Here is a 13,187-nt window from a genome sequence, read left to right as displayed (position 1 = left end):
AACCCCTGCGTACAACCAAACGTGTGGGCGGGGGGCCCAGCCGGGGTGGCCGCCCGAAGGCGGCCACCCACGCCGGTCGGAGGGGTCAGGCTAGTACCTGACAAACCTTCGCCCACGTGCCATCCAGCTTCCACGCGTAGAAGTGCGCCTGGCACGCCGAACGACACGGATACCTATCCGGCATCGCTTTCCACGAGGTCCCCGTTCGTAGGATCCATCGGATGGCGTTGACGATGCCGCGCTCGTCCGGGATCCGCCCCGATCTCTGCTTGGGCGAGCGCGATACGATGGGCGCCACCTTCTTCCATTGCGCATCCGTGAGGTCGTGTCGCGGATGGGCCCTTTTCGCAAGCTCTGCACGAAGCTTGGCGACCTGCTTGGGCGTGAAGATGCGGATCTGGCGGGAGCCAACACGCGGCGTGTCGCCGATGATTTCATCCGCCAGGGGATGAACAGCCTTCCGTTGTAGACGCAATTCCTTCGCCAGATCGGCCGCCGTCATGAGGCCCTGATCGTGCAGCGCCTGGATCTCTGCCCCGAAACGGCTCGGGCTGTGCTCCGGGATGTACTTGGGGATCCCGTTGTTGCGGTGCATCGGCAGGACGCGAACCCGCTGGCCGCACCCGCACGCGCAGAAATGCCCCTTCGCGTTCTCCGCCTCCGCCCACGCTGCAACGGAGAACTTCGGGGTGAGCTGCAAGCGGCCTTCGAGCCGGATAACGTCGGTCCGAGATGAGGGGCCAGTGTTCTCGGGCTGCCCTCGTCCGGAGACCGAGACCGGTCCGGATCCTCGCCGCTTCGACATCATCCAGATTACCCGCTGGCTGCCCAATGGCACGAAGGAGGTCTGCCCCAAGGCATTCCGAGGGTCGGATCTCCGGAGCTGGGAGCAGGTCACGGACATGTTCGGCGGTGAGTGCACCTATCAGCTCACCGCGTTCTGCGCGAGAACGCACCGGTTTCAGGCGTACTCGGACAAGTTCTTCTTTGCAGGGCCGGCGCGGAAACCGTTCATCGAGGAAGCGAAGCGGCCGCCCCCGCAGCCGGATCCGAACACGCCTTACGGTCCCGGCCCGTGGGGGCAGCATCCTGGGGCGCCGTGGGGGCAGCATCCCGGAGCGCCGCCCTGGGGACCGGGAGGCCCGTACCCCGGATATCCGCCGCCTCATTACTACGCGCCTCCGCCTCAGCAGAACTCGGAAATGCTCACCATGATGCAGCTCCTGGTCGAGCGTGAAGCCAAAGCCCGCGAGGCGAGCGAAGCGGCAAACGCAAGGACGAACGAGGTGCTGCTCAAGATCGCCCTCGAGCGACCTGCGGCGACGAACCAGCTCGAGCTGGCCCGCGACTGGTTCGAGTTCGGCAAGAGCGCGCAGACTCCGCGCGAGGAATCTGGGTCCTTGAAGGAGGCGTTCGAGCTACTCAAGGAGGAGATCAAGGCGCGGGGCGGCGGAAAGGGCGAATCGAAGAGTGATGATCTGCCTGTCGAGGTGATCGTCAACGGCCTGGTCGCCGCGATGAACCTCTTCAACAACAAGCGCGCGGCATCGCAGGCTGCGCAGCAGCCTGCGCCGGCTCCGCAACAGCCTGCACCGGCCCCGCAGGCTCCCGAGCCGCCTCCCTACGCGCCCATTCCCGTCTACATCGACCCTTCGGGGACGAAGTACGTATACGTGTCCGGGCTCGGATACTGCCCGGTCGTGGAGCCCGCGGCCATGCAGTACCCGCATCCAACGCCGGTTCCGCCACCGTACCCGTATCCCAGTCCCCAGCCGTATCCGTACCAGCATTACGCCTATCCCCACGTCCAGCCGCCGCCCACCGCGCCGCCCGCGGCGCCCGTGTTCCAGCCGCCCCCGCCGCCCGCGGCGCCCGTCACGCCGCCCATGTACCAGCCGCCCCCGCCGCCCGCGGCACCCGTCACGCCGCCCGCGGCGCCCGTCACGCCGCCAGCGGCGCCCGTGTACCAGCCACCTCCGAACGCGTACCAGCAGCCCATCGCGCCGCCCGCGGCGCCCGTTGCGCCGCCCAGCGCGTCGCCCGCGGCGCCCGTCCTCCCCGTGGCGCCCATCGCGCATCCGCCACAGCCAAGCGCGCCGATGGCGAAGCCGATGAACGACACGTATCCGCCGCCCCCAATGGCGGCCCCCGCTCCCGAGCAGTTCGTGAACGTGCCCGTCCCGGCGTCGCCCGTCGCGCCCGCTGCTCTCATTCCGCGCGGCACCCATCCCTGGGGTCGGATCGCCGAGCCTGCGCACGAGGGTTCGTCGGATACGAACGAAGCCGCCGACGACCCGGAGCCGGAGTTTCCCCTGGATGCGCTGGCCGCGATCACGAACGACCACTCGGGCGCAGTGCCTTCCGACTTCATGGAGACCATCGCGTCGGCAATGCAAGGGCCTGAGATGCAGGCCATCATGAACATCCCCGAGATCAGGGCGCTCCACAAGGCCGCGCACAAGGGCGAGATCTCCGGGGAGGAAGCGCAGGCGAAGGCCGCGCAATTCTTCAAGCGCGCGGCGGGAGGTAACTCATGATCCGCGTCGGCATCGTCCACTTTCCCTCGAACCTCGAAAAGGCGCGATACATGGCCGCGGGCAGCGTCGCGGATCTGCGCCTCCCCGAGGTGCAGCGCTGGGCCGCGGTCTTCCGGCGCCTTCCGCTCGCCGAGCGGCCCGCGGCGATCCTCAAGTTCTGCCAGTACGCGATCGACTATGTGCGCGATCCGCGTCGGGAAGTGCTCGAGGATTCCGCGGTGACGCTCCTCCGAGGATACGGCGATTGTGATGCGAAGGCCCGCGTATTTGTTGCGCTCTGCCGCGCGAGCGGTATCCCGGCGCGCGAGTATTGCGTGCGACCTGCGCAGGATTTCCCGCACATCCTCGCGGAGGTCTACGTGAACGGGCGGTGGCGGCGTGTCGACCCGACGATCCTCAATTCGTCGATCGACCGCATCCCGCCCTCGGCGACGGCCATCACGAACTACTGGTGAACGCATGAAGAAGCATGTCACGCCCCTTCGTTGTGTCATTTGCCATCGTCGGCGCCCGCAGATCTGTGGCGGGTTCTGCTCGTGTGGCGCGTCCGTGTGGGAGCTCGAGCCGCACGAGCCGCCGCCGGGCATCACGATCGAGTCGCTCGATGACGGCTTCGCCCCGCTCCGTCCCGTGCACTTCCGCTCCGTGCTTTCTCAGGCCCTCGGCGGTGTCGTGCTCGGGCTCAAGGTGCTCGTTGGTGGGACGCCCGGTGCGGGCAAGTCCACGCTCTGCGCGGAGCTCGCTTCCCAGATCGCCGAAAGGCTCGACGGCGAGGGGTTCTGGCTCGACGGGGAGCAGAACAAATACTTGGTCCAGGAGCTGTTTCAAAGGACGGGGTCCTCTGCGCGTCGGATCAAGATCGTGAGCCGGCGCCAGGAGAAGCTCGGCTCGAAAATCGGCTGGCGCGACGCACTGCTGGCGGTTCCGCCCGACGCGGCCGTGATGGTCATCGACTCGCTCCAGCGCTGGGCCACGAGCATCGCCGAGCAGACCCTGCTACTCGAGCAGCTCGCCACGATGCCGCAAACCGCGCTCGTAGTGTCCCACTTCAACAAGGCCGGCCAGTTCGCGGGCCGCATCGGAAACGAGTACGACGTCGATGCCACGGCGATCATCCGGCCGAAGAGCGTCGAGGTTACGAAATGCAGGTGGGCCCTCTGTCCCCGCGTCGTGCCTCGACCCGTCATGACTACCGAGGAGGTCGCATCTCGCGACGAAGACAAACCGCAACAACGAAAAGGAGGCACGGGATGAAAGCCATCACGTTATCATACGATTCCGGGGGCTGGGAAACCGGCAACCCGGATGATGGAGGAGAAGCGCCAGCCGAAGACACTGGCGACTTCATGGATACGCTCGCATCGCTCTTCGGCGGCGGTGGGGGCGGCAATGCAGCGCCCGCGGCAGGTGGCAGCCTTGGCGAGAGCCTCGGAATGCTCGCTGGCGCGGGGCTCGGGACCCTCGTGGGGCCCGCGGGCACGGCCGTGGGCGCAGGGCTCGGGAAAGCGCTCGGCGGCGGCGTGGAGCGCCTGGTCAGGACCCAGACGACCCGTCCTGCGCCGCCCTCGCGGGGCGCGAAGCGCCGTTTGTCGCAGAACGAGAAGCGTATCCTCGCAAATGGCCAGGAGATGACCAGGCGAACCGGACACCCGGCGTACGCGGAGGAGGCGTCGCTCCGTGTGTACCGACCCGCCGAGTATCGCCGTCGGCGCACCGCGGGCACGCTGCCGACCCAGGGACTCCCGCCCTCGCAGCCGGCACCGCAACCGCCACCGGCGTCGCGTCCCCCGTCGGCCCCCCGGATCGCCTTTCCGATGGACATGATGCACGGTCAGCGCGAGGCGGCGTGGATGGCGCAGCAGGCTTCCGCGCAGCCCGCTTTCTACGGGCAGGACGAGGAGTACAACGAGACCGCGGCACCCGATCCGAGACCGCGGCCTCTGCGGCACACGTCCGTCACGCCGCTTCCGCGCGAATACATGGAGGTGCTCGTCCGCGATGTCCCGGCCGTCAAGAGCCTGGATCCGCGGCTCCTGCGCCTCGCATCCGGCACGGTGAGCGTCGCGCGCGACGTCTCCGGCGTCGATCCCTCGACGGGCACGTATCACGCATTGCCCGGAGAAACCCCGCACGGGATCACCAAGAAGCTCACCGGGCAGGTCGAGCGCGTCGCCGAATTGCTTGCGGCAAACCCGGGCAAACAGGAGTCGTCTCCGGTGTGGAACATCCCGCCGGGATGGCTCGTGTACGATCGCGAGACGGGCGCGCTGGCGACAGCGCGCAAGTACGCCGTCCAGCAGGGCGATTCGCCGTTCTCGATCGCGAAGAAGCTCGGCGCGAGCGCGCGGCCGAAGTGGTTCTCCGAGCTGCGCGCGGCGAACCCGCAGAAGCCCGTCAAGAACGGCAACTTCGTATCGCTGCACGCGGGCGAGGAGCTCGGCGTTCCCGACGACTGGCCGGAAAATCCGCTGGCGGTTCCCGTCAGCGGCGCGGCGCCTGCATCGCAGAGCACGCCCCAATTGCCGTCGTCGACGACGCCGCAACCTCCTGCTCCGGCGCCGAGTCCGGGGCTTCCCGGGCCCGGGCAGAACTCGACGATGGATCCCGGGGCCATCCTCCAGGTCCAGCTCATGCTGGCGCGCTGGGGACGGCGGAATCCGGCGGCCATCAATCCGAGCGACTTCGGAAACACCTACGATTTCACCTCGACGATGACGCCGCGTACCGTGCAGGCAGTTCAATCGTTCCAGCTCTGGTGGAATCGGGAGCGGCCGCTGCGACCGCTGCGTATGGATGGCGTACTCGATAACGACACCATGTCCGCCATCAAGGAAGCCGAGCAGGTCGCGAGCAGCTACCCTCAGATCCCCGGGATGCAGGTGCCCTCGCCGCCTCAACCGGGCCAGACCACGCAGCAGTACCCGCTTCCGCAATCCCCTCCGCCGGGATGGCCGGCCAATCTCCCGTGGCCTCCGTTCCCGATTCCGGGCCAAACGGCGCCGCAGCAGCAGCCGGCTCCGCAGCAACAGCCCGTTCCGCAGCAGCCGCAGCCGGTTCCGCAGCAACAGCAGCCGGCACCCCAGCAGCCGCAGCCGAACCAGACGGCGCCGCAGTATCCGTTCCCGCAGTCGCCCCCGCCGGGATGGCCGTCCAATGTCCCGTGGCCACCATTTCCGATTCCCGGGCAAACGGCTCCGCAGCAACAGCCGGTTCCACAGCAGCAACAACAGCCGGCACCTCAGCAGCAGCAACCAGCGCCGCAACCGGCCCCGCAGCAGCCGCAGTGGCCTTACGGCTGGCCGTGGGGCTGGCCGTGGGGCTATCAGCCGCAGCAGCCGGCCCCGCAGCAACAGCAGCAACAGCAACCGGCTCCGCAGCAGACGCAACAGCAACCGGCTCCGCAGCAGGCTCCGGCGCCGCTGCCGTTTCCATTTCCGAATCTGCCGCCGTGGATGGCGATGCCCAACATCCCGAACATCTCGAAGACCTCATCTCCGGCGCCCACTCCCGTGCCGACGGGGCAGACGGCGCCGAGTTCGGCCTTCCCGCCATTCGACGCGCACATGCCCGAGGATCAGCGGCAGATCCTCCGCTACATCCTGCAGAACGAGACGCGCGTCGATGCCCTCATCATGGGCGCGAACATGTACGACGCCATGGGTTATCCCTTGGCTGGCCAAGCATGCCGCGCTAGGGCGGTCGCGCTCGCGGCGATTCTCGATTCACACATGCCCGAGGATCTGCGGCAGATCGTGCGGAGCATTCTCCAGAACGAGACGCGCGTGGATTCCCTCGACTGGGCGGCGAACGTATACGACGCCATGGGGTATCCCATGGCTGCGCAGGCCCTTCGCAGCCGCTCGCAGTACATCAAGGCGGCCCCGCATCAGCCCGGGCCGTATCCGGCGCCCGCGCCCGTGCCGTATCCGGCGCCCGTTCCGGTGCCGGCTCCCTGGTTCCCGTCGTCACCCGAAGACCCTGAAGAGCAGCCGCCCGTGGTGACCTACACCCCGGACGACGGTTCGCAGACCGGAGGCAACGATACGTCAATGATGCCGATGCTCGCGCTTCTGGGAGCCGGCCTGGCATTCACGTAATCGGAAAGGGGTTCGTCATGCCGTTCTTCTTCCTCCCCTCTTGGTGGTGGAAATGGTGGCAGCAAAAGCAGGAGCAGGAACAGGACCCGGCGCCGGTCCCCATGTTCTTCCGGTGGTATCACCGGGAGGGGCAAATCGCGGAAATGTCGCTCGCTTCGCTGGAGGTTGCGAAGCGAGAGGCTTGGCTCGAGCTCGACCAGAAGGCGCTCGCGCGGGTCTTCCGTGCGTTCGTCCTGCTTTCTCTCCAGGTGGCGCCGCTTTCTGCGGAGCCGCGGGCGCTGGGCGAGCTCGGGCCGCATCTTTACAGTACGCCGGACCGCAACGCTGCGGGCTCCGCAATTGCACGTACCCTCGTGCTCCTCGCGCCTCGCAACGTCCATGCACGTTCGGACATCATGACCGAGGAGGCCGAGAAGGGCAGCGGCGAATTCGAGACGGGCGCTGCGCCGCTGCTCGTCGTCCTCCTCGTGACGGCCTCCGCCCTCGCCGCTGCCTACCTGAGCAACGTCGTGGGCGAGGCCGTGCATGCCGTGAACTTCGACGACGAGGTCACGAAACGCATGCTGTCCATCCAGGCGCGCGCGATCGAGGTGCTATCCATGCACGTCGAGCGCGAGCGCATCGCAGGGCACGAGCTTCCCTTCGACGAGGCGGAGCGCCAGCTCCTCGTCTCGCTCGAGGATACGCAGCGCAAGCTCACGACCCTGCAACGCAAGCCCCTTCCGACACCGTTCGAGGGGGCGACGGAATTCGCTCGCTCTGCGACGGCTTCGCTGCTGCCGCTGGGCATGCTTTTGATGGTCTTCCTGTACGTCCTCAACAACCCGCAACGGAGGAACTGACACAATGGCATCCAAACAAAGAGACAGTACCGTGCGCGTGGACCGCAGCCTGGTCGCGGTCCCGCGCTACAAGCTGGAGAAAATCCAGCGAATGGAGCGACGCCGGCACATGGCGCGCGACACCGGCAAGAGCGTCCTCTATCTGGCAGGCGTGGGCGCCGTGGTCGCCTTGATCGCGAACCTCGACGATTTGAAGCAGAGCAAGGAGGCGAAGGATCACTGGTGGCTGGTGCCCATTGCGGCGCTGGTGGTCGGATACATGCTGAAGAAGCGGGGCCACCCCTATGCCGCTGCGGTGCTCGCCGTGGGTGGCGCGCTTTTCGCGCTCGCGTACGCCGGGCAGTCGAAGCAAGCGCAGGCGCAACCCGCGCAGCAGCAGGTTCCGCCGCTGCCGGCCCCCAAGCAGCAGGCATTGCCCGGCAAGAAGGAGACCGGCTCGCCGCTCGGGCACGCGGCCCCCATAAACATGCTCCCCACGCCCGACGGCGGGCTCTGGGTGCAGGCGCCCGACGGCCAGATCGTGCGCATCTCGCGCGAGCAGCTCGCGCCGGTGAACCAGTTCGCTCAACGCTTCATGCATTCGCCCGCGTTCCGGCGCGCGGCGTGATCGGAAAGGAGAACACCGATGACGAACCATATCGACCCCGGGAAGGTACAGAACATCCTCGATGTCTTCGACCGCATGGACGCGGAGAACGAAACCGCGGCGCCGGATGATGATCCGGATTTCGACGACACCGCGGGGCCCGGCGACGACGACGACGAGGTCGCGGGCGCCGAGCTCGAGGCGGAGGAGGGTGACACCGGCGACATCCGCGCGTTGCAGCGGCGGGGAAGGCACCAGATCACGCTCGAGGAGGCGCGTGCTCTGCAGATGCGCGCGCGTCAGCGCGGGCAGCGCGTCGGCGCGAAGAAGGTGCAAGCCAAGGTGAAGAAGCGCGCGCCGAGTGCGCCGAGGATGCAATTCCCGCCGAACATGGTCCCGCCCCAGGCCGGGACGAAGCAGCTCTTCGACAAGTGGAAGAACAAGAAGGAGCCGTTCATCGTGCGGCAGGAGGGCCATTACTATGCCGTGACCGAGATCCGTTGCATCTGCGAGGGCACGGCCAAGGGCGCGTGGTGCAGGATCCCGGCGGGCCAGTATCGGTTCTTCGATCGCGCGGTCGGCGACGACATCACGTTCCTCGGCACCGTTTCCGGGCAGGTGACGACGAACCTCACCAACCTGCAGCGTCCGTCGAAAACCACGTACAACGAGCAGGACTTCCTCATTCGTTCGATCACGATGCAGGAGGCAGGCCTCCGCGTCCGGTACGACGCGGCCGACATCGCCCAGATCCCGAACGTCGGCGCGGCCGAATCCGTGCTCGCGGGCCGGGCCTGGTTGTGGGACGACGCGGGCGCGTTCCTGCCGAAGGAGATCTTCCACGACTACTCCGGCGAGAACCTCCTGTACCGTGCGCTTCGGCGCTCGGGTGTCCTGTTCTTCAACTGGGACAAGCGCCGCACCGGCGGCAATGGCACGACGCGGCAGGTGCTCGTCGACCACCTCCGCAACGTGCCGGACACCAAGGTGAAGAGCCTCTCGCGCACGTCCGGCGGCGCGCCCGTGTTGCCCGTGCCCGATGGGTACATCTTCACGGACAACCCCGAGCGGAGCGAGGAGGGCGCGTTCTCCGCGGTGATCATGGTCCACGAGGACATCGCATTTCCGATCAAACCCATCGACCTCGGCATGGGATCGCCGATGAAGCCGGTGGAGATCGGTCTTTACGTCCAGCTCTCGCTCAATGGCGTGAGCTTCGAGCATGCGAAGCGGGCCCAGGCCATTTCGGCGTGATGTCCCTCTAGCGGAGAGACGGTGATATATGAGGGTGGCAGAGATCGACAGCGAGAAGGCGATGAACGTGGTGGAGACGGATCCCGATTTCGGGGCGTCGAATCATTGCGTCATCATCATGGAGCAGCCTCCCCTCGATGGGGAAGACCCGGCTCCGCGCTGGCGCGTCTCTGCCACCCTTACTTTGCGGGATGCTGTGCTGGGGCCCGACTCGATCCAGGCCGATCTGCCTGTCGTCGTGGTCGGGCCCCTCGTTCATAAGCGGCAGATCATGGCGGTCGCGAGGTATCCGGGCCGTGTGGTGAAGTGGTCCTTTCGCTTCGAGAGCGATGACGGAAGGGCGAAGGCGCGCGTGTGGTTGCACCCGGGCAGCTCCCTGATGGGAGAGTGCGGCATCTTCGTGGTGGCACACGATCCGGTTTGACGAGTCTGGAGGCACGTATGGACAAGTGGCTGCCCAACGAGCGGTGGTACGACAATCTGGACGTGCTCGGTAGCGATTATTATCAGAGCACGCCTGGAATCCATCTCGACCCCAACATGGATCCTGGCTGGCGGGTTGCGCTCCGGACCTTCATCGAGCACGTGACCGACCTCCCGTCCATTTTGTTTTGGGCGAACAACTTCGAGAAGGCGGGGCACGTCTATGCTGCGCAGGCGTTACGTGACCGCGCGCATGCGCTCACGGTGCCGCTCGACATGCCGGCAGACACGCAACCCATGGTTCGATGGCTCCTGATGGACGAGACGCGTCCAGCGCTGCTCGTCCAGGCTGCCAGGGAATACGAGGCCAAGGGATACCGAGCCGCAGGCAATACGCTGCGAGATAGAGCTACGCTTCTCCGGATCGCGCGCCGGAGAGTGGACCCGGCGCCGGAAATCGTGTCGCCATGGATACCGAAGCCTGGGACGTCGGTGCCCATTGCACGCTGGTACGACGATCTCGATGTGCTTGGGAGCGAGGGGTACCAGAAGAACCCAGGGCTCCACCATGAGAACGCCATCCAAGGCACCGCGGCGCTCGATCTCATGGTCAAGGCCGCGAGTTATAATCTCGGCCAGGTCTTGCGGTGGGCGAAGGAGTACGAAGCCGCAAAACTGCCCGTCGCTGCGCAGGCGATGCGGGATCGGGCGGCTACCCTTCTGCTGCCGTTCGATCTGGGGATGTCTCAGGCAGAGCGAAACTACGCTCAGGTCCACTTCCAGTACGAGACGCGTCCCCTAATGCTTCTTGAGGCGGCTCGAAACCTCGAGGCGCACGGCCATGAACTTGCCGGGAATGCACTGCGTGAGCGCGCCGCCCTGCTGCGCGTGGCCAGTCGTCGGCGTCGGCCGTCTCCTGAGATCGTGTGGCCGTGGCCAGGGCTCCCCGAGGGGCAAACACCCAAGCCGCTGCCGACGCAACCGCAGCCATGAACGGAGGGAGTCGTGGATCCTGCAGGACTTCGTTCCGAGATTCTGAATGCATGGCCCCTCGCGGTGGGGTCGCAACAGATTACGCCGCCCGAACTCCAGGCCGTCGAGGCGGTCATTGATCTTCCCCCGCTGCCGTGGACAAACGCACTATGCCGCAAACGCGGCCACTTGTGCTCTCAATTCGAACTCGACCGGGCTCAAGTACCCGAGGTACGAGTGCCGCCGGGCGTGGTTGTAGAACCGCTCGAGGTAGTCACCGATCGCCGCCGTCGCGGCATCCCGGGTCGGGAAGCGCGTAGCGTCGACCAGCTCCGCCTTGAGGGTCGCGAAGAAGCTCTCGGCGACGGCGTTGTCCCAGCAGTCGCCCGTGCGGCTCATGCTCGCCACGATGCCGCGCTCGCGCAGCGCCTTCCGGTAGTCCTCGCTGGCGTAGGGGCTGCCGCGGTCCGAGTGGTGCAAAAGCCCCGGCCGCGGCCGGCGCGCGCGTAGCGCCCGCTCGAGCGCCGCGAGCGCGAGGGCGCGGTCGTTCTGTTCGCTCATTGCGAAGCCGACGACCCGCCGCGAGAACAGGTCGAGGATCGTCGCCAAGTACAGCCAGCCCTCGGCCGTCGGGATGTACGTCACGTCCGTCACCCACGCCTCGTTCGGGGCCTTCGCGTCGAATTGGCGACCGAGCAGGTTCGGCGCGAGCGGCATCGTGTGGTTCGAGTCCGTGGTGCGCCGGAATCGGCGCTTGCTGCGTGCTTCGAGGCCCCGCTCGCGCATGAGCCGCTCGACGCGCTTGCGGCTCACGCAAAGGCCCCTGGCGCGCAGCTCCGCGTGCACCCGCGGGCTGCCGTAGGTGCCGTGGCTGCGCTGGTGCGCGGCGACGATCTCCGCCGCGAGCTGCGCGTCGGAGGCCTTCCGCCGCGGCTCGGGGCGCTTGCAAAAGGCGTAGAAGCCGCTGCGCGAAACGTCGAGGACGTCGCAAAGCACGGTGACCGGAAAGAAAGCCTTCTCCGCGGCGATGAACGCGAACTTCACTCGCTCTCCTTCGCGAAGAAGGCCGCCGCTTTTTTTAATATTTCCCGCTCCATCTGCAGCCGCTTGTTCTCACGCCGCAGCCGCACGAGCTCCTCGCGCTCGGCGCCCGTGAGGGCCTCGGGGGGTTTCTCCCCGCCGACGTTGACCTCGTCAGCTCTCACCCACTCGCGTAGCGCGGTTTCAGTTAGATCCAGATCCTTCGCGACCTTCGCGATGCTCCGGTCCCCGACCTGGCAGAGACGAACTGCCTCTGCCTTGAACTCCGCGCTGAACGACCGCCGCTTCCGCCTCGCCATGGAACTCTCCTAGCGCAAATTCGCGCCTTTGGGTTTGTCCACGGATCCGGGGGAGGATCATCATCGCCCAGACGTCATGGCCGATCCCGGACGCGTTGCGCAGGCTGTACAGGGACGCCGTGACGGCGAAAGCATTGAAGTGGGGGGAGGTCAGCGCCGTCGCCGAGGCGTTGAAGTGGCGGAAGTGGCTGCCGGTGCCGCCACCCGACGTGCTGTGGGAGCGAAAGCGAGAGATGGCGCGGAGGCTGCGCGAGCCAGTGTGGGTACCGGTGGCGCACGTGGAGCTCGAGGAGGCGCCGGAGCGAATCCTCACAGTGGAGGGGTGGCTCTCACTCGAAGACGAGTATCTGCCGCGCGTATGCGCGGGCGAGCATCTGCGAGCGCATCCAGAAGCGAAGGCGGCGATCGTGATCGCTGCGAGGACATTCGTGCTGCGGGCGATGCGGGATCATCCGACGCTCGGGCGGACGACGCCGATCAAGAACGGGGACGTGTTCCAGGCGTTCTCGCGGGGGGCGAGCGAGGAGTGCGTGGCCGCGACGGCCCGGACGCGGGGGTTCGTGATGCGGTATGGGGGAAAGCTGATCCTGGCGAACCATGTCGCGGGGGCGCCGTGGCGGGAGGATGGCTCGCGGGGGCTGGACGCATCCGGCACCGAAAATTACGTAACGTATAACCATGGGCGGCGCGGCGCTGATGTGATCCCGACTCGGCTCGCTTTAACGTCGCATCCTGGCAATCGGGGGTGCCTGAGCCAGAACGGGGCGCACTGGCTCGGGGGACATGGCTTCGACTGCGAAGGGATCCTGCGGTTTTTCTACGGGGAGGACGTCGAGATCGTGCAACTTGGGCTCCGTCATGGGCGGAGCGTGGCGGGGTTCATCGGCCTTGCCGCACTCGGGGTGTTCGGGCTCGCCATGGTTGGGAGGTAGCGGAGGGCGACGGAGACAGAAGCCATGGGCGCTGCGAGTCGTGCAACGTGGGGGAACCGAGAACACACTTTCGGACCGGTGCCGTATATCGTGGCGGATGGGGCGGCGAAGGGGCCGGGGTTCCAGGAGGTGCTCGAAGCGTCATGGCCGCCCGAGGAATGGCAGATTGCGTGGTTGCGGGAGCTGGCGGACGGGTCTCGGCGG

Annotated in this window: 12 protein-coding genes; 10 read left to right on the top strand and 2 right to left on the bottom strand. The window is 66.9% G+C overall.

The genetic code is table 11. From position 1 onward, the window contains the following. Positions 1 to 85: 85 nt before the first annotated feature. Positions 86 to 700, bottom strand: a complete 615-nt coding sequence (locus tag GF068_RS42240; protein WP_170320016.1) for a transposase — start codon at positions 698 to 700, stop codon at positions 86 to 88. Between the two features lie 43 nt (positions 701 to 743). Here GF068_RS42240 and GF068_RS42235 point away from each other — a divergent pair, with 43 nt between their 5' ends. From GF068_RS42235 to GF068_RS42195, 9 genes are read left to right on the top strand one after another with little or no spacing between them, the layout of a single operon-like run. Then, entirely contained in the window at positions 744 to 2,537 is a 1,794-nt protein-coding gene (locus GF068_RS42235; protein WP_170320015.1) for a hypothetical protein, read from the top strand. Further along, a complete protein-coding gene (locus GF068_RS42230) occupies positions 2,534 to 2,992 on the top strand; it encodes a transglutaminase-like domain-containing protein (protein ID WP_153825248.1) in 459 nt (152 codons plus the stop codon). The genes GF068_RS42235 and GF068_RS42230 overlap by 4 nt, the downstream gene beginning before the upstream one ends. A gap of 4 nt (positions 2,993 to 2,996) precedes the next feature. Then, entirely contained in the window at positions 2,997 to 3,791 is a 795-nt protein-coding gene (locus GF068_RS42225) for a P-loop NTPase family protein (protein WP_153825247.1), read from the top strand. Further along, entirely contained in the window at positions 3,788 to 6,634 is a 2,847-nt protein-coding gene (locus GF068_RS42220) for a hypothetical protein (RefSeq protein WP_153825246.1), read from the top strand. The genes GF068_RS42225 and GF068_RS42220 overlap by 4 nt, the downstream gene beginning before the upstream one ends. Before the next feature lie 17 nt (positions 6,635 to 6,651). Next, complete coding sequence (locus GF068_RS42215) at positions 6,652 to 7,476, top strand: hypothetical protein (RefSeq protein WP_153825245.1); 825 nt, start codon at positions 6,652 to 6,654, stop codon at positions 7,474 to 7,476. A 4-nt stretch (positions 7,477 to 7,480) separates the two neighbouring features. Further along, positions 7,481 to 8,083, top strand: coding sequence for a hypothetical protein (locus tag GF068_RS42210; RefSeq protein WP_153825244.1), 603 nt, complete (start codon positions 7,481 to 7,483; stop codon positions 8,081 to 8,083). 18 nt (positions 8,084 to 8,101) lie between these two features. Next, positions 8,102 to 9,316, top strand: a complete 1,215-nt coding sequence (locus tag GF068_RS42205) for a hypothetical protein (protein WP_153825243.1) — start codon at positions 8,102 to 8,104, stop codon at positions 9,314 to 9,316. A gap of 28 nt (positions 9,317 to 9,344) precedes the next feature. Continuing rightward, a complete protein-coding gene (locus GF068_RS42200; RefSeq protein ID WP_170320014.1) occupies positions 9,345 to 9,740 on the top strand; it encodes a hypothetical protein in 396 nt (131 codons plus the stop codon). 17 nt (positions 9,741 to 9,757) lie between these two features. Next, complete coding sequence (locus tag GF068_RS42195) at positions 9,758 to 10,732, top strand: hypothetical protein (RefSeq protein ID WP_153825241.1); 975 nt, start codon at positions 9,758 to 9,760, stop codon at positions 10,730 to 10,732. 147 nt (positions 10,733 to 10,879) lie between these two features. Here the strand turns inward: GF068_RS42195 and GF068_RS42190 are convergent. After that, a protein-coding gene (locus tag GF068_RS42190) for an IS3 family transposase (RefSeq protein WP_420814171.1) occupies positions 10,880 to 12,051 on the bottom strand; the annotation gives its coding sequence in 2 pieces (ribosomal slippage) (positions 10,880 to 11,781 and positions 11,781 to 12,051; 1,173 coding nt in all). A 119-nt stretch (positions 12,052 to 12,170) separates the two neighbouring features. On the opposite strand from GF068_RS42190, the gene GF068_RS42185 reads away from it, so the two are divergent. After that, positions 12,171 to 12,983, top strand: coding sequence for a hypothetical protein (locus GF068_RS42185; protein ID WP_153825239.1), 813 nt, complete (start codon positions 12,171 to 12,173; stop codon positions 12,981 to 12,983). Positions 12,984 to 13,187 lie beyond the last annotated feature (204 nt).

Origin of the sequence: Polyangium spumosum (genome assembly GCF_009649845.1) — a bacterium.
Lineage (GTDB): Bacteria > Myxococcota_A > Polyangia > Polyangiales > Polyangiaceae > Polyangium > Polyangium spumosum.
This window is presented reverse-complemented; position numbering and strand designations above follow the sequence as displayed.